This is a genomic window from Acinetobacter lwoffii, from assembly GCF_024129685.1.
GTDB classification, from domain to species: Bacteria; Pseudomonadota; Gammaproteobacteria; order Pseudomonadales; family Moraxellaceae; genus Acinetobacter; species Acinetobacter lwoffii_X.
In genome coordinates, this window is record NZ_JAMXXL010000008.1 from 95,482 (window position 1) to 111,580 (window position 16,099).

Annotated in this window: 15 protein-coding genes; 9 read left to right on the top strand and 6 right to left on the bottom strand. The window is 42.8% G+C overall.

The genetic code is table 11. From position 1 onward, the window contains the following. The first annotated feature begins 157 nt into the window (after positions 1–157). Positions 158–1,420 (top strand): 4-aminobutyrate--2-oxoglutarate transaminase, encoded by a 1,263-nt coding sequence (gene gabT / locus NI464_RS05880; protein ID WP_004646932.1) that lies wholly within the window; start codon positions 158–160, stop codon positions 1,418–1,420. 16 nt (positions 1,421–1,436) lie between these two features. Next, positions 1,437–2,885 (top strand): NAD-dependent succinate-semialdehyde dehydrogenase, encoded by a 1,449-nt coding sequence (locus NI464_RS05885; RefSeq protein WP_085064718.1) that lies wholly within the window; start codon positions 1,437–1,439, stop codon positions 2,883–2,885. 204 nt (positions 2,886–3,089) lie between these two features. Here NI464_RS05885 and NI464_RS05890 read toward each other — a convergent pair whose 3' ends face one another. The 3 genes from NI464_RS05890 to NI464_RS05900 all read right to left on the bottom strand — a co-directional run bounded on the left by NI464_RS05890 (position 3,090) and on the right by NI464_RS05900 (position 5,967). Continuing rightward, positions 3,090–3,371, bottom strand: a complete 282-nt coding sequence (locus tag NI464_RS05890) for a helix-turn-helix domain-containing protein (protein ID WP_085064719.1) — start codon at positions 3,369–3,371, stop codon at positions 3,090–3,092. Beyond that, a complete protein-coding gene (locus NI464_RS05895) occupies positions 3,364–4,668 on the bottom strand; it encodes a type II toxin-antitoxin system HipA family toxin (RefSeq protein ID WP_085064720.1) in 1,305 nt (434 codons plus the stop codon). Before NI464_RS05895 ends, NI464_RS05890 begins: the two co-directional genes overlap by 8 nt. 249 nt (positions 4,669–4,917) lie before the next feature. Next, positions 4,918–5,967, bottom strand: coding sequence for a Rieske 2Fe-2S domain-containing protein (locus NI464_RS05900; protein ID WP_153566505.1), 1,050 nt, complete (start codon positions 5,965–5,967; stop codon positions 4,918–4,920). A gap of 310 nt (positions 5,968–6,277) precedes the next feature. Here NI464_RS05900 and puuE point away from each other — a divergent pair, with 310 nt between their 5' ends. From puuE to NI464_RS05925, 5 genes are all read left to right on the top strand, one after another. Continuing rightward, on the top strand, positions 6,278–7,240 hold the full coding sequence (puuE, locus tag NI464_RS05905) for an allantoinase PuuE (RefSeq protein ID WP_085064722.1): 963 nt from the start codon (positions 6,278–6,280) through the stop codon (positions 7,238–7,240). A gap of 143 nt (positions 7,241–7,383) precedes the next feature. Further along, positions 7,384–7,887: a 2-oxo-4-hydroxy-4-carboxy-5-ureidoimidazoline decarboxylase gene (gene uraD / locus NI464_RS05910; RefSeq protein WP_085064723.1), complete on the top strand. Its 504-nt coding sequence runs from the start codon at positions 7,384–7,386 to the stop codon at positions 7,885–7,887. Next, positions 7,884–8,204 (top strand): hydroxyisourate hydrolase, encoded by a 321-nt coding sequence (uraH, locus tag NI464_RS05915; protein WP_004280258.1) that lies wholly within the window; start codon positions 7,884–7,886, stop codon positions 8,202–8,204. The genes uraD and uraH overlap by 4 nt, the downstream gene beginning before the upstream one ends. A gap of 30 nt (positions 8,205–8,234) precedes the next feature. Further along, positions 8,235–9,593: a nucleobase:cation symporter-2 family protein gene (locus NI464_RS05920; RefSeq protein ID WP_086044843.1), complete on the top strand. Its 1,359-nt coding sequence runs from the start codon at positions 8,235–8,237 to the stop codon at positions 9,591–9,593. Between the two features lie 126 nt (positions 9,594–9,719). Further along, on the top strand, positions 9,720–10,433 hold the full coding sequence (locus NI464_RS05925; RefSeq protein ID WP_086044844.1) for an outer membrane protein OmpK: 714 nt from the start codon (positions 9,720–9,722) through the stop codon (positions 10,431–10,433). Positions 10,434–10,490: 57 nt separating this feature from the next. Here NI464_RS05925 and NI464_RS05930 read toward each other — a convergent pair whose 3' ends face one another. Further along, the gene (locus tag NI464_RS05930; RefSeq protein WP_004646920.1) at positions 10,491–10,988 is read right to left on the bottom strand and encodes an ureidoglycolate lyase; all 498 of its coding nucleotides are present in this window, start codon (positions 10,986–10,988) and stop codon (positions 10,491–10,493) included. 12 nt (positions 10,989–11,000) lie between these two features. Further along, a complete protein-coding gene (alc, locus tag NI464_RS05935; RefSeq protein WP_253137948.1) occupies positions 11,001–12,005 on the bottom strand; it encodes an allantoicase in 1,005 nt (334 codons plus the stop codon). Positions 12,006–12,215: 210 nt separating this feature from the next. Here alc and hpxO point away from each other — a divergent pair, with 210 nt between their 5' ends. After that, positions 12,216–13,373 carry an FAD-dependent urate hydroxylase HpxO gene (gene hpxO, locus NI464_RS05940; RefSeq protein ID WP_086044845.1) on the top strand — a complete coding sequence of 386 codons (1,158 nt, stop codon included), beginning with the start codon at positions 12,216–12,218 and terminating at the stop codon, positions 13,371–13,373. A 76-nt stretch (positions 13,374–13,449) separates the two neighbouring features. Here the strand turns inward: hpxO and NI464_RS05945 are convergent, their stop codons facing one another. Then, positions 13,450–14,373 (bottom strand): LysR family transcriptional regulator, encoded by a 924-nt coding sequence (locus NI464_RS05945; protein WP_086044846.1) that lies wholly within the window; start codon positions 14,371–14,373, stop codon positions 13,450–13,452. Positions 14,374–14,651: 278 nt separating this feature from the next. Between NI464_RS05945 and NI464_RS05950 the strand changes: the two genes are divergently transcribed. Continuing rightward, positions 14,652–15,707 carry an aromatic ring-hydroxylating oxygenase subunit alpha gene (locus tag NI464_RS05950; RefSeq protein ID WP_086044847.1) on the top strand — a complete coding sequence of 352 codons (1,056 nt, stop codon included), beginning with the start codon at positions 14,652–14,654 and terminating at the stop codon, positions 15,705–15,707. Positions 15,708–16,099: the final 392 nt, after the last annotated feature.

The following is a 16,099-nucleotide window of genomic DNA, read 5'->3' on the forward strand; positions in this document are numbered from 1 at the left end:
CTAGACCAATTGGCTCCTTCGATCTGCTGCAAAGTGGCTCTCGTCTCATACGTATAAATGCGCAAAATGAACCATATCAGCCAGTCTTTGGCAAATTTCTATCCCAAGATCCGGATAGCAAAATTTACAACGTATGAATCAAGAATGAGGATACAAAATGGACAGTAAACACTCAGCACTGAATGCACGTAAACAGCAGGCAACACCACGTGGTGTTGGGGTCATGTGTCAATGGTACGCAGAGAAAGCAGAAAACTCGACCATTTGGGATGCAGAAGGCAATCAATATATCGACTTTGCGGGCGGGATCGCCGTACTGAATACTGGCCATCGTCACCCTAAAATTATTGCTGCGGTCACTGAACAATTAACCAAATTTACCCATACGGCTTATCAGGTTGTACCATACGAGAGTTACGTTGCTCTGGCAGAACGTATCAATGCACGCGCTCCCATCCAAGGTGCTGCAAAAACCTCATTCTTTTCGACTGGTGCTGAAGCTGTCGAAAATGCAGTTAAAATTGCCCGTGCCCATACTGGCCGTCATGGCATTGTCACTTTTGGCAATGGTTTTCACGGCCGCTCATTTATGACGATGGCCATGACTGGTAAAACTGCACCTTATAAACGCGACTTTGGAGTGATGCCTGGTGGTGTTTTCCATGCCCGTTATCCGGTGGAATCCAAAGGAATTAGTGTTGATGATGCAATGCAAAGCATCGAAGATATTTTCGCAGAAGATATTGCTGCGCATGACGTAGCAGCAATTGTGCTTGAACCGGTACAAGGTGAAGGCGGTTTTAATGTGGTGCCTGCAGAATTCCTGAAACGCTTGCGTGTCCTATGCGATCAAAACGGCATTTTACTGATTGCTGATGAAGTACAGTCTGGTTTTGCGCGTACAGGTAAACTGTTTGCGATGGATTATTATGAAACCAAGCCAGATCTGATTACGATGGCAAAGAGTCTGGGCGGCGGTTTCCCGATCTCAGGCGTTGTGGGTCGTGCTGAAGTCATGGATGCACCAAATCCAGGTGGATTGGGCGGTACTTATGCAGGTAACCCGGTTGCTGTTGCTGCTGCCCATGCGGTACTGGATATCATTGAAGAAGAAGGGCTTTGTGAAAGAGCGAATGATCTAGGCGCAGAACTGGTTGATGTTTTACATGAACTGAAAATGTCATCTAGCATGGTCAAAGATATTCGTGCACTGGGCTCAATGGTGGCGGTTGAGCTTGAAACTGCGGAACAGGCAAAAGCTGTACAAAACCATGCCATGCAAAATGGTCTGTTAATCCTGACCTGCGGTCGTTATGGTAATGTAATCCGTTTCCTATACCCGCTCACGATTCCGGCAGAACAGTTCCGTGCGGGATTGGCTATCTTGAAACAAGGGTTTGCACTGTCTGTCGCAGCCTAATAAAAGAGTAATGATCATGCTTCAAGCGCAATATAGAGATTTATTACAGCATCCTGATATCAGCTTCGATCAGCCTGCCACGGATGAATATATTGAAGTCAAAGATGCAGCAACCCAAGCCACTTTGGCCTGGGTAAAATCCCATGACCGGGCGTCTGTAGAACAGCTGATTGTTCGTTCTCAGCAAGCCCAGAAAGCCTGGAAAGCCAAGACAGCTCTTGAACGTGCGGATGTGCTTTGGGCCTGGTTCGATCTGATGCAGGAAAATAAAGAGTCCTTGGCTCAGATCCTGACTGCTGAACAGGGCAAGCCACTGGCTGAGGCGCGTGGTGAAATTGGTTATGCCGCTTCCTTTATCCGCTGGTTTGCTGAGCAGGCACGCCGTATTGATGGTGACGTGTTGACGCCAACGCTTGCCCATCAACGGTTATTGGTCATTAAGCAGGCGATTGGGGTGACAGCGGCCATTACACCGTGGAATTTTCCGGCGGCGATGATTACCCGTAAAGCCGCGCCAGCTCTGGCTGCTGGCTGTTCCATGCTGGTTAAACCGGCTGAACAAACGCCTTTAACCGCCTATGCGCTTGAAGTTTTGGCCTTGCGCGCAGGTTTGCCACAAGATGTATTGCTGCATGTCAGTGGTGATGCGGTTGAAGTGGGTCAGGTCTTATGTGAAAGCGAAACCGTGAAAAAGTTAAGCTTTACCGGTTCGACTCAAGTCGGCCGTATCCTGATGCAGCAGTGTGCGCCGACCATCAAAAAACTGTCCTTAGAACTTGGTGGCAATGCACCGGTTCTGGTCTTTGATGACGCCAATCTTGAACAGGCGGTACAGGGCATCATGGCCAGTAAATTCCGTAATAGTGGACAGACTTGTGTTTGTGCGAACCGGATTTATGTACAAGATGGCATTTATGATGCGCTGGTAGAAAAACTGGTGGCTGCCGTTGCCAAGCTGAAAGTCGGTGATGGCCGTGATGAAGCTTCTACCCAAGGTCCATTAATTGATGAGGCTGCGATCGAAAAAGTGCAGTCACATATTGCCGACGCAGTGAGCAAAGGTGCACAGGTGAAAACCGGTGGACAGCGCTCAAATCTGGGCGGTACATTCTTCGAGCCAACGCTTCTGACTGAAGTTACTCAGCAGATGCGTGTGGCAAAAGAAGAAACTTTTGGACCGTTGGCGCCGTTATTCCGTTTCAAGACTGAAGAAGAAGCAATTCAGATGGCGAACGATACAGAATTCGGTCTGGCTACCTATGTATTTACCCAAAGTACAGCACGTCAGTGGCGTGTAGGTGAAGCCTTAGAATACGGTATGGTGGGAATCAATACCGGAGCTATCTCTAATGAGGTTGCGCCATTTGGTGGAGTCAAGCAATCAGGGTTAGGCCGTGAAGGGTCTAAATTCGGTATGGATGAATACCTTGAAATGAAATATCTCTGTGTTGATATTTCTTCATAATGATGTTTAAAAAGTAAACTTATTCATTAAAAAACTGATGAGAAAATATCAGCCTCCAGTGAATCCCGTGTTTAATTTAAACCGGGATTCCTGCGATGGAGCAAGGACTCAATAAACAGATTGGAGGAGGGCATATTTTCAGTTGTTAAGTCATTCTTCTTCTCTAAAATTCCCCTAAATATCAATTAAAGCATCAGATTTCTATCAGGATTTAACCCTGATTTCTAACTTTAAACCAAAAGCATCCAGTAATTTCTGCATAGACTTGAGTGTTGGATTAGCTTCCGGTTGCTCCATTTTCTGTAGAGTCTGGGGAGCAATCTTGGTTATTTTAGCCATATCGTTGAGTGTGAGGTGCAACTCGGTACGAATGAAGCGAGCAACCTGATGAAAAGGCCAGTCAGGATTGTTACTGACGGTTTCAAGTACAGATAATCTCTTTTGCATCTGTTGAATCGGAGTCAGGGGCTTAAAACGTTTATCCATGATTCAGCTCCTCCAATTGTTGGCAAATATTATCAATTCGATACTGGCTATTTTCCAGAATTTCAGGTGCCAATTGCAGATGTTGCATGTGCTCGAGTAATCCCTGATAAAGTGCTAATTGCTCGATTAACACCGCTCTGATTTCTTCTGAATCGATGAGCGTGCATTCAGCGATCTGTTCAATCACTGAATGCCAAATTGGCATACCACCATGATCATCTCGCTCCCAACGCGTAGTTCGGGCAATACCATCTGGATGTAGCCACATCGGCGCAAAGTCAAATAATGGGGTTAGTTGAATGATTCCGTTATTGAAACGTTGAATCGCTGTATTACGGGTATGATTGTCCTTATTACCTAAAGCGACATTGGCAAGATCACGCTTCAAATATTCAAAGATTTCCTGTTTTGGTTCAGTACAGCATTGCATCAGCAGGCTACAGATCTGGTTATGGGTCATTCTTACCCCAAAACCTGCTTTTCCTCCCAGAGAAGCAATACTTTCCTGAGCGATTCTTTCAACCTTCCCATCAATGACTTTACGGTCGAATCGGGGAATGAATAAAGTCTTGCCATGCAGCTCCAGTTCCTGATGAACACGAAGTCCCAGATACTGGGCAATTTTCATATATAAGGCTTCGTGCATCAAAATTTTATCTAAATTCTGATCGCTGCCACGGCTGAATTTCACCAGCCAATGCTGCTTGACCTGATGATCTGTCAGCGTGTGATCCAGATAGAACAGGTCATCATGACCTTGAGTCAGCAGTAATTTTGGCCACTCGCCCTGAATACCAGAAGAGCCGGCAATAAAAAGTCCATAAGAGGCTAAGGATTCAATAAAGTTTTCTTGACGTTCTACGACTTGGTCTAGGCTAAAGCCATGATTCTGCTGAACAGGAAACTGCCCCTGTAGCCATTCATAAGCCTCTTTAATCCGTAAATTACCAATCGGATTACCTGCACCTGCTTTTAAAAGCGCCCAGTCTGCTTGTTCCTGAGTATTTTCAGAAAAATTAAGCTGACGGAGTAATTCTTTACGACCATAACCTTGAGGTAACAAATCCATCAGGAAGGCCGGCCAGGTAGATTGCAAGGTATTTTGCACATTTACTGGTAAATGATAGGCTAGCGCATGCCCATCGCTTAGGTTTATATAAGAAATAGCATATTCAAATAGATATGATGTGCGCGTGGCTGCTTGCCATCCAGTTTGTTGTTGACCGACAATCTCAACAATAGCGCAATCCAGCCATTCATCTTCCTGATAAATCTGCAGTGTGCAATATTGATCCATAATTTTATTAAAATAGTAAAGTAAAGTGATTTTATTTATTATATACCTATTTTAATAAAAAACTAATTTTATCTTCTTAAAGTTCTTTATCGTTCTAAAAGGCCTTATCTTCACCAGAATACAAGGCTTATGAGGCTATATAACAAGATGTATCCTCATAGAAATCAATATATAACCCAATTAATTTTTAAATATCAGAGGAGCTCTAACCCTGGTTATTTATTATGAATCTTTCTTTTGAATAAAATTTTAAGCAGCAAATAAAGGACTAAATCCCCGTTTACGTAGTAATTTTCGGTACATACTCGAGCTTCGATCTGCCGGAAAATGCGCTTCTAAAGATAAGTCCAGAGGTAAATATTCAGGTTTCTGATTTTCTACAATCACACGATCTTCCTCGAAAATTTTCATATTAAAGGCATAGGCATCTTCAACCGGTAAATCTTTATCATAATTGCGGCAAATAGGTGCAAAAAGTCGTGTTGAACGCGCAGTCATGGGTGAAGCCGCATTCATGATGACCTGCTTGGCATGATTTGGAAAATGAATCGTAAGTGTTGCAGTAAAGGGTAGGCTCACTTCGAAATGACGTAACCATTTAAAATCTTCCTGGCCACGCTGCTCGGTTCCAATCGGATAACGTCCTACACTGCTGATGTAATCTGCGTTAAAACCAACCTCCGTTTCTGTCGTACTGTAATCAGGAACTTCTACATCCTCCGGATCACCAAAAGTATCGGGATGCACCCAGGCAAAATGTGCCACATCAATAAAACCTTCGAGCTGTCTTCCTGCAAAACATTGAATGTCTATCTGAGGGCAGACCAGTTGCTGATACTCAGCATCATCCCAAAAAGGCATATGAGGAATATTAGGTTCTGCATCCTTTTCAGCGCTTAACGAACACCAGATCAGATCATATTTTTCTACCGCAGCATAAGTTTTCAGATGGAAACGCTCCGATATTTTATGCTGAGGATGTGCAGGAATACGGTTGCATTTACCCGCACTGCCAAAGCGTAAACCGTGATAACGACACACCACACCTTGGCCGTCATTTTTTCCCAAGCTTAAAGGTACACCGCGATGCGGACATGCATCTTTCGCTACCACTAACTCACCATTCATTTTATAAATCACCAGCGGCATATCCAGCAGCATGCTACTTGTTGGCTGATCTGTAATATCACGCCCAAGTGCAATCGGATACCAGTACTGAGCCAAAAGATGCCAGTCATGTTCCTTGAATGTCATATGGACTGGTAAGTCGGGAATAAAAGTGGCGATATTTGTATTCATAATGGATTCTGTGTCGTGACCTTTAGCTGGACTATAAAACAGCAAGGTATTCTATGAAATTTCAATTAACAGGACATAGGATTGCGTAAATCAGAACACTGACCGGCGATTAAAAACAAAATAAGCAACTTTCCAGGTTTTTTTATGTTCAACTACGCAAATATTGAGATGGGATATTTCTAAGCTTAAATCTCGCTGAAAATATTTTTTAAAAAGCGTGCTCTCAATTTCAATGCTCTACTTTGGCGCATAAATTGCTTATCACGCGTATAGACCATTGATCATTTACTAGAATCGACAAGGAATTGATGTGACGACTAGCTACTTACGCGGACAAGAACTTATCGAGAGCATTCGCAGTGCACCTTATTCGCGTGACCTGATTGGTTATCATGGCGAACTACCAAAAGTGCAATGGCCAAACGGCGCGCGTGTCGCGGTACAGTTTGTGCTGAATTATGAAGAAGGTGGTGAAAACCACATTGAACATGGTGATACGGGATCAGAACAGTTTTTATCTGAAATTATTGGTGCTGCCAGCTTTCCAGACAAACATATGTCGATGGATTCGATGTACGAATATGGTTCACGTGCTGGCTTCTGGCGGATTCATCAGGAGTTCCAGAAACGTGGTTTGCCGATGACTATCTTTGGGGTCGGCATGGCATTGGTACGTAATCCTTATGTGGTAGAGGCGATTAAAGCAGCCGATTATGATGTCGTTTCACATGGTCAGCGCTGGCTACATTATCAGGACATGCCGATTGAAATGGAACGCCAATATATGGATCAGGCGGTCAGCGTTCTGGAAAGCCTGTTTGGTGAAGCACCGATCGGCTGGTATACCGGTCGGGACAGTCCGAATACCCGTCAACTTCTGGCTGATTTTCCTCAAATCAAATATGACGCTGATTACTATGGGGATGACTTGCCATTTTGGAGCACCTTGACCAATCAGGCAGGGGAAACACGTTCGCATTTGATTATTCCTTATAGCCTGGATAGCAATGACATGAAATTCAGTTCACCTGGCGGTTTTAATAGCGGGGAACAGTTTTATCAATATCTCAAAGATGCTTTTGATGTGCTCTATACCGAAGGTGAAACTGCGCCAAAAATGCTGTCGATTGGCATGCACTGCCGTATTTTAGGACGGCCGGGACGTTTTAAAGCACTACAAAAGTTCCTAGATTATATTCAGAATCATGACAAGGTCTGGATTTGCCGCCGTGGGGATATTGCCGAGCACTGGTATAACCATCATGCGCCATAATCATAAAATATATTGGAAAAGATCAGTTTAGATGCTCTTTTTTGAGTCATGTACTTTATAAAAATAACAAACACATCAGCTTTGGCACTGTTATTGCAAAACCAGTTTTAAATAACCAAGCAATATAATCAGGCGATTGAATAGTGCAACTTGTTGAATTTAATCAAGCATCAACAGAAGATGCGATGATCTTTTTAAAGCACTGTGTGCAAATACCCAGCTGGTCGACCGAGCTTGCCGCAAAACGTCCTTATGCATCGTTTGAGGATATTTTGAATGCAGCGCAACAACAAGCGGCGACCTGGAGTTGGGATGAGATTAAAACTGCACTGGATAATCATCCCCGTATAGGTGAAAAACAGGCACAGGCTGAATTAAGTGAAATAGAAAAAGACTTTTCCCATCGTGAGCAATCCGGCATTACAGCAGATGACGATACCCAGCTCGCGCTGCTTAAAGGCAATCTTGCCTATGAAAAAAAATATGGGTTTATCTTTCTGATCAAAGCTGCTGGATTGAGCAGTGAAGACGTCCTTCAAGCCCTGAACTATCGTTTGCTAAATGATCCAGAGATTGAGAAACGTATTGTCCATCATCAACTGGCAGAAATTGCCTTGTCACGACTGGCTCAGGAGCTTCATGCATGATTAGCACACATATTTTAGATACACATCTGGGAAAACCTGCGACAGACGTGGTGGTACGACTTTTTGCTGAAGACGGTCGCTTGCTTGCTGAGACAAAAACCAATACAGACGGTCGCGTCAGTGATTTTGGCATAGTCGATTTAAAAACAGGTATCTATAGTCTTGAGTTTTTTACATCTGCTTATTTTGAAGGTTTGGGTTTAGAAACTTTTTTTCCTAAAGCAGTTATTCATTTTTATGTGAAAGATGCATTCCAGCATTTTCATATTCCTTTACTGATCAGCCCATTCGCGTACTCCACATATCGCGGAAGCTGATTTTATATTTAGACTTTGAGGGTGAGAAAAATGACAGAACAAAGTAAAACAATATCACCTGAACATGAATATTTAGGTGCGGGGAAAAGTGCAGCTTATGGTTTGCAACACGTACTGACCATGTATGGTGGAATTATTGCACCACCTTTAATCGTGGGAACAGCAGCCGGCCTAGAGGCTTATCAAATTGGATTATTGATTGCGGCGGCGCTATTTGTGGGTGGTTTAGCCACAATTTTGCAAACCGTTGGGGTGAAATATATCGGCGCGAAATTACCTTTGGTACAAGGGGTTTCTTTCGCTGGCGTTGCGACGATGGTCGCGATTGTGACTACAGGCGGTGGTTTGCAAGCCGTCTACGGTGCAGTCATTGTCGCATCATTGATCGGTTTTTTCCTCGCACCTTATTTTTCCAAAATTATCCGTTTCTTTCCACCAGTCGTGACCGGTTGCGTCATTACTATCATTGGTTTGTCTTTATTACCTGTAGCAGTCCGCTGGATGATGGGCGGCAATCCCAAGGCATCAGAATGGGGAAGTGTCGAAAATATTGGTCTGGCACTCATGACTTTAGCTTTAGTCGTCTGCCTGAATTTGAGCCGACATGCTGCTATTCGTCGCTTGTCTATTTTACTGGCAATTGTTTTAGGTTCAGTACTGGCTTATTTATTCGGTTTTGGTGATTTCTCTAAAGTTGCGACTGGGACATGGATTCAGGTACCTAGCTTCTTCGCCTTTGGACTACCGACTTTTGAGCTCACAGCCATTATTTCCATGCTCATCGTTACTCTCGTGATTATGACCGAAACCACAGCAGATATCATTGCAGTGGGTGAGATTGTAGGTACCAAAGTGGATGCGGATCGTATCTCGAATGGCTTGCGTGCCGATATGTTATCGAGTGCGATGGCACCGGTTTTTGGTTCATTTATGCAAAGTGCTTTTGCGCAAAATGTCGGCTTGGTGGCGATTACCGGAATTAAAAGCCGATTTGTGGTCGCTGCGGGTGGCATGATTTTAGTAGTGCTGGGTTTACTGCCCATTATGGGACGTTTGATTGCTGCCATTCCTGTACCGGTATTAGGTGGTGCAGGTCTGGTACTTTTTGGAACAGTCGCTGCAAGCGGGATTCGTACCTTGGCTAAAATTGATTATAACGAGCAAAAAAATCTCATCATTGTTGCGACCGCTATTGCTGCCGGTATGATTCCAATTATTGATCATTCCTTTTATGCCAATTTTCCAAAATGGGTACAAACCTTGTTTCATTCAGGCATCAGCTCAACCTGCTTAATGGCCATTTTACTCAACCTGTTGTTCAATCAACTGAACTTATTTAAAAATAAAAGTACAGCAACTACAGAAATTGTGGCAAAACTTCCCCATTAGAAAATTTAAACCAGAATGAAAGCAGCCCGGAAAGTGGGCTGTTTTTTTATCAAAAATTAAAAATGTTGGCTTTGTTTTTGCTTAATTCAGAATGTGATTTTTTCATTCCACTGGGGACCCTTATTTATGAAATTCACTCAACTTACTGCTGCAACTTTACTTGTATTGGGTGCGGCATCCGCACAGGCAAAACCGATCTGGCAAGACTTCAGTGTCACCGGACTTTATGGAGAAAACTATGAGGTGGTCAATGAGAAACAGGCGACTGCGACCTTTGAATATACGGCAAAAATAAAATATGCAGATGTCTTCTTCTTCATTGACCGTATGCGCGGCGCAGATGACTTTAAATCCAGTTATTTTGAATTTTCACCACGTTTGAGCTTGGGTGAAGTGTCGGGTCAGAAGCTTGCCTTTGGTCCGGTTAAAGATGTACTGGTTTCAACGACCTGGGAAGGTGGAGAGGGTTTTGATAACTTCCTGTACGGCGTAGGTTTCGATCTGGATATTCCATATTTCCGTTATGCCAGCATTAACCTTTATCGCGTGAATAATGAGAATATTGATGATGATTACCAGTTGACACTGACCTATGGCGTGCCAATTAAACTGGGAACTGAAGAATTTCTGGTGGATGGCTTCTTGGACTGGTCTACAGAAGAAGATACTCATGACAGCGAGATGAACTGGACCACCCAATGGAAATGGAATGTCGGTAAACACATTTCTCCAGACACCAATTTATATCTGGGGATTGAACATTCTATCTGGAACAACAAATTCGGTATCCCAAATGCCGATGAAAATAATGTCAGTGCTTTAGTGAAATATCACTTCTAGGCAAAGTGATGAAGAAATAAGTTAAAAGCCCTGATAAAAGGGCTTTTTTTAATGCGTTTAAAATACGATCTGGATGTTTTCAGGAAAAGGATGAACATCACAATTTGATCCGCTACCTATACGATCCACTACGACAAACTCGCTGGGTGCTTCAAGGGTCAATAATGGATGATGCCAGGTTCCGGCACGATAATTTATCCCTTGAGAACCATCACTGATAAATACCTGAATCTGACTAATATCGGGCTGTGTATAATCAAGTTCAGGCGCTACAACGATTAAAAATTGCTGGCCGTGCATCGGAATAAAAGCCTGTGATCCTAGAGGATGCCTTTCCAGCATTGAGATTTGAAAAGGAATTGCCGTAGCTTGCATATTTCTAAAAATACTCAGTCCGACCTTGGTGTCACTTTCTACTTCAGCCAGGGCATGATAACGCTCAGTCTGCTGCTCATTGATATGAAAATAATGATTACCCTGACAGGCAATGACTTCTCCAAAAGGCAGAAAACTTTCAGTGCTTAAAGGCTGTATTTTTATACTTTGCATAGACATATCATTGATCACTCAAGCCAATTTTCCCCAGAGACGAATCCGGCTGATGCCACCGTCCGGAATCATGTTGACACGAATATGGGAAATTTTTTCGTGTTGTAAAATTTCATTGATGTAATGATGAATATGATCCATTTGCATAGGTTGGGCTGCTAACAAAAAAGGCCAGAACATGCTTTGTGGAATGAGTTGCTCATCGGTTGCATCCTCAACATAGATGGCTTGAATAGAAACCTCTGCAGGGAAATTTCCCTTAAAATGGGCGGTATCAATTTCAATTTTCTCGATTCGGGCACTGGCGCCTAAAGCCAAAATGCACCAGTCAAATCCTGGAGCACGACGCCGTTTGGTTTCCCAGCCATCGCCCATGTTAATGCCACGTCCCGGATTAATCAGATTGCGTGGATGTCCAAAATGCGCATCGCTATAGGCAACGACACGGCCACCATGTTCTAGTGCCAAAACATCTAGCATTTGATCACTATCTTGCAGATTGATTTTTACCTGACCATAGACCTTAAAACGTGCAATCCCACCGTCAGGATAAATATTCAAACGGACATGGGTAAATATCTGCTTTGCTGAAATCTGAACAATATGATGCTGGCTGGGGCCCAAGACATTATTTTCTATAATGCTGATCCATTCTGCCTGATCAAGATTTCCATCTAGCGCATAACATGCTTGCACAGCAGCAGAGGCCGGATAATTACCGCTAAAAAAAGTCGTATCAATATCCAGTGCCTGTATTTGACCTGCAACAGCAAGTTTAATGATGGCCCAATCATAGCCCGTGTGGCGCTTGCGACGGGTTTCCCAGCCATCCATCCATTTGCCATGCTCATCAAACTTGTCTTCGATAAAGACCGGTGCCTCAAATTGCAACATGCGTTTTGCTTCAGCAAAAAACTCATCTGAACATTCAAGAATTTCTGCGCCAATTCGGGCATCTGCAAGGTTAGTTAACTGCTGTACTGGAGCAGGCAGATCAAAAATTGGAGCTAATAAGGTCGCCATCTTAAATTTCCATCATTGGTATACGTCACATGAATATGCACTTTTATAAATACAAATTTAGGTCTTCTGCCTTTATAAAAACAGGACATTGAAGGAATTTAAAAGCACAGCGTGTGCCAACTCTTGCTATTTATTTAGTGCATTTTTTTCAGGATGGCACGTTTTTAGCATTTTAGCTGGCAATGAAGATGAAATAGCCAGGAGGAATAGATGGAGATTGCAATTATTGGGGCAGGCATGGGCGGATTAACCACAGGAATTGCACTAAAAAAGTTCGGACATCGGGTCACCATCTATGAGCAGGCAGAACAGATTTTACCTGTCGGTGCTGCAATTTCCTTGTGGTCAAACGGGGTGAAGTGTTTGAACTATCTGGGCTTAACTGAACAGGTAGCAAAGTTAGGTGGCCAGATGAATGACTTAGCCTATATCGATGGTTTGAATGGCGAGGTCATGACGCAGTTTAGTTTGGCGCCGTTAATTGAAGAAGTCGGTCAACGTCCATATCCGGTATCGCGTGCTGAATTACAAAATATGTTAATGGATGCGTTTGGCCGGCAGGATATTCAGCTCGGTAAAAAAATGATGTCTATTGAGGATAAGGGGCAACACGTTGAAATCGGTTTTCAGGATGGCAGCACTGTTTCTGCAGCATTATTGATTGGCGCAGATGGTACCCATTCCATGACGCGTCAGTATGTATTGGGCAAACAGGTTGAACGCCGTTATGCTGGCTATGTGAACTGGAACGGACTGGTTGAGATCTCTGAAGATTTAGCGCCCGCACAGCAGTGGACCACTTTTGTCGGTGAAGGCAAACGCGCTTCACTGATGCCTGTGGCAGAGCATCGCTTTTATTTCTTCTTTGATGTGCCATTGCCCGCAGGTCTGGAGAATCAACATTCGGAATATAAGATCTTATTAAAGCAATATTTCTCTGGCTGGTGCTCCCAGGTTCAATGCCTGATTGACAGTATTGATGAGCAGAAAACCAATCGTGTCGAAATCCATGATATTGAGCCTTTTAACCAGTTTTATAAGGGCCGTGTGGTAATTTTAGGGGATGCGGCACATAGCACCACACCGGATATCGGGCAGGGAGGTTGCCAGGCAATGGAAGATGCGGTCTATCTGGCACGTGCCTTACAAATTAATACGCTAGGTCTGGAAGATGCCCTGAAACGTTATCAGAATAAACGCAATGAACGCGCCAATGAATTGCTGCTACGTGCACGTAAGCGTTGTGATGTCACGCATATGAAAGATGAGCAAATTACCAAAGACTGGTATGCAGACCTACGGAAAGAGCAAGGCCCACATATTATGAAAGGCATTATTAGCAATATTGTGGGTAATCCATTGGATTAAGTTTCATTAATAGCATCACATATCGAGAAACCACGATTTTAGCCATCGCGGTTTTTGTTATTTAAGTATGAAAATACTACAGTTGCTGCACCTTGCTTTTTAAGGCCTCCATTTGTTCAATAATATGTTTGATCATCAACTGGGAAACGCGTGAAATCTGGCGTTTAGGCGCCACACAGAGAGCAAGGGTTAGCGGATGCAGCCCTTTTTCAGAGATAGGTTTAAAGACCACTTCATCTCGCTCGACATAGGGTAAAACATCGAGATAACTAAAAATTCCAATCCCGGTATTCGCCTTAATGAGAGTATTCATCAGGCGGATATCATTCGATTCCGTTTTACGTGCGGGTATAAATTGATGATGTTTATACAGTGCCTGTACATAATCATGAATAATCAGGGGGTCGGCCGGAATAAAATGGTTGTCATTCAAGGTATCGGAAAAATAAATCTTTTCTGCTTGAACAAGAGGATGAGACTTACCCATCACAAAACCTAAAGGCAGTTCCAGAAAATGGAGGACTTCAATATGTTGATGGGATTTTGGATTCAGGATCAGGCCAAAATCCAGATCTGCCTCAATCACTTTTTTGGCTACAATTTCACTGTCTGCGACCCGGATATTAAAATTAATCCAGGGATAATGTTCATACATATATTGCACGGACTGCATGACAAAACCATCATTCAAGGCAGAAATTAAACCAAATTCGATGGTCCCACGCGTAAGCCCCTGAATTTCATCAAAGCGAATCCGGGTTTGCTGGAATTCTTTTTGCCATTTCATAACATCGGCATAGAGTAATTCGCCCGCCAGTGTCAGTTTTAAACCATTGGGCAAGCGCTCAAATAACATAATTCCCAGTTCTTCTTCAGCCAGAGCAATTTGCCGATGTACTGCAGACACGGAAATGAATAATTGATCTGCGGCCTTGCGTAAACTTCCCGTTTTCGCCACCGCGATAAAATATTCTGAAAATCGGGAAAAAGGCGTATTCATCAATTTAGTCAAGCAAGTACCACCGTTTATTTATATCAATATTTGAGATAAACGTGTTTATGCGAGTTTTATGCCAAAGAAGGTAGCTTTAATCGGCAAGTACATTTGTACATGGTTGATGTGTTCTAATTTTAAGAATGAATAGTACGAATCATTCTAATAGACAGAATGACAATAAATTAAGTAATTTCAATCATAAGCAAAGCCAAAATTGCACAGTTCTGTACTGTTCAAGGCCTGTAAAAAGAGACCATCCACAGTAAGAATATAGGTTTGATATGAACGCCATTCCAGTCATCAATTTATTCAACAAACCCTGCTATAGCCAGTTTGATGATCAGGACTGGGAAATTCTGGCTCGTCACTGGTATCCGGTTGCACGGATTCAGGACGTTTCTACCCAACCGCAACAAGTAACCCTGCTTGATGTCAAACTTGCACTGTATAAAACAGACAGTGGTGCAATTCACCTGGTTCGTGATCTCTGTCCACACCGGGGCGTACCCTTAACCAAAGGCTGGGTTTCGGGTGAAAATCTGGTCTGTCCTTATCATGGCTTACACTACAATGGCCAGGGAAAATGTATCAAAATTCCTGCACAACCCGAGCTGACCAACATTTCTGAGCGCTTTTCTCTGACCAAATTTCCAGTAGTGCAAAAATATGGCTTGATCTGGACCAGTATTTTTGGCCGTGACGAAGCAAAAGCCAATTTTCCTGTTTTAGATACCTGGGAGATGCCAGATCATCAGGCAATTTTACCGCCGTTTGTGGATATTGGCGGCTCAAGTGGCCGTCAACTGGAAGGCTTTATTGATGTTGCACATTTTGCCTGGGTTCATCAGGGTTCTTTCGCAGATCCTGAAAATCAGGTAGTGCCCAAATATTCAACAGCACGGACCGAATATGGTTTACATACCGAATATGTCAGTGATGTCAGCAACTATCCGCATGGGATGCAAGATCTGGCGCCGGAAGGCTTTTTGTGGAAACGGGTATTTGATGTCTATCCACCGTTTTCTGCGGTGCTTACCGTACATTTCCCAGAACAGGGACAATTAAAAATTCTCAATGCTTGTTGTCCGGTCTCACACAATAAAACCCGTTTATTTGTGCCACTGACACGTAACTTCGATACCACAGGAGATTTACAGGCAGTATATGACTTCAATGCACAAATTTTTGCCGAAGATCAGGACATGGTGGAAAGCCAGAAACCTGAAGAATTACCGCTCGATATTTCCATGGAAGCACATTTTGAAGCGGATCGCTCTTCAACGACTTACCGTCGAATCTTAGCTGAGTGGGGATTAAGTAAACGTTATGTGGTCTAATATATTTTAAAATTAAAAAATATAGATTAAATTTTAAATAGAAACCCTATATTCTAATATAGTGGTTTTTATTTATATTATTTTTGAATGATCAAAATATTATTTATATGTCCTTATTTATTAATTAAAATTGATTAATATTTTCAAAATTTGGAAATTAAATAAATCAATCCAGGCAAGCTCCGATTAGAGATTTCCAACCTCCTTCAATGAGGAGAGAAAAGAATAATATCTTTAGAACATTACCCCCTCAGTACATTACAAGCTAAATTGAATTATAAAAAATATTAATATATTTTAATAGATCTCTTTCATAAATCAAAAAATGATCTTCTTTTTGGTTAATATTTGCACTCCAAATTTCTTGGCATTCGTGCATAATCTGCGGATGA

Bases quoted from the DNA above. Each gene is read 5' to 3' on its own strand.
- hpxO (WP_086044845.1), top strand. From the start codon at position 12,216: ATGGAGATTGCAATTATTGGGGCAGGCATGGGCGGATTAACCACAGGA.
- NI464_RS05930 (WP_004646920.1), bottom strand. From the start codon at position 10,988: ATGTCTATGCAAAGTATAAAAATACAGCCTTTAAGCACTGAAAGTTTT.
- gabT (WP_004646932.1), top strand. From the start codon at position 158: ATGGACAGTAAACACTCAGCACTGAATGCACGTAAACAGCAGGCAACA.
- uraH (WP_004280258.1), top strand. From the start codon at position 7,884: ATGATTAGCACACATATTTTAGATACACATCTGGGAAAACCTGCGACA.
- NI464_RS05900 (WP_153566505.1), bottom strand. From the start codon at position 5,967: ATGAATACAAATATCGCCACTTTTATTCCCGACTTACCAGTCCATATG.
- NI464_RS05925 (WP_086044844.1), top strand. From the start codon at position 9,720: ATGAAATTCACTCAACTTACTGCTGCAACTTTACTTGTATTGGGTGCG.
- alc (WP_253137948.1), bottom strand. From the start codon at position 12,005: ATGGCGACCTTATTAGCTCCAATTTTTGATCTGCCTGCTCCAGTACAG.
- NI464_RS05890 (WP_085064719.1), bottom strand. From the start codon at position 3,371: ATGGATAAACGTTTTAAGCCCCTGACTCCGATTCAACAGATGCAAAAG.
- NI464_RS05895 (WP_085064720.1), bottom strand. From the start codon at position 4,668: ATGGATCAATATTGCACACTGCAGATTTATCAGGAAGATGAATGGCTG.
- NI464_RS05920 (WP_086044843.1), top strand. From the start codon at position 8,235: ATGACAGAACAAAGTAAAACAATATCACCTGAACATGAATATTTAGGT.
- NI464_RS05950 (WP_086044847.1), top strand. From the start codon at position 14,652: ATGAACGCCATTCCAGTCATCAATTTATTCAACAAACCCTGCTATAGC.
- NI464_RS05885 (WP_085064718.1), top strand. From the start codon at position 1,437: ATGCTTCAAGCGCAATATAGAGATTTATTACAGCATCCTGATATCAGC.
- NI464_RS05945 (WP_086044846.1), bottom strand. From the start codon at position 14,373: ATGAATACGCCTTTTTCCCGATTTTCAGAATATTTTATCGCGGTGGCG.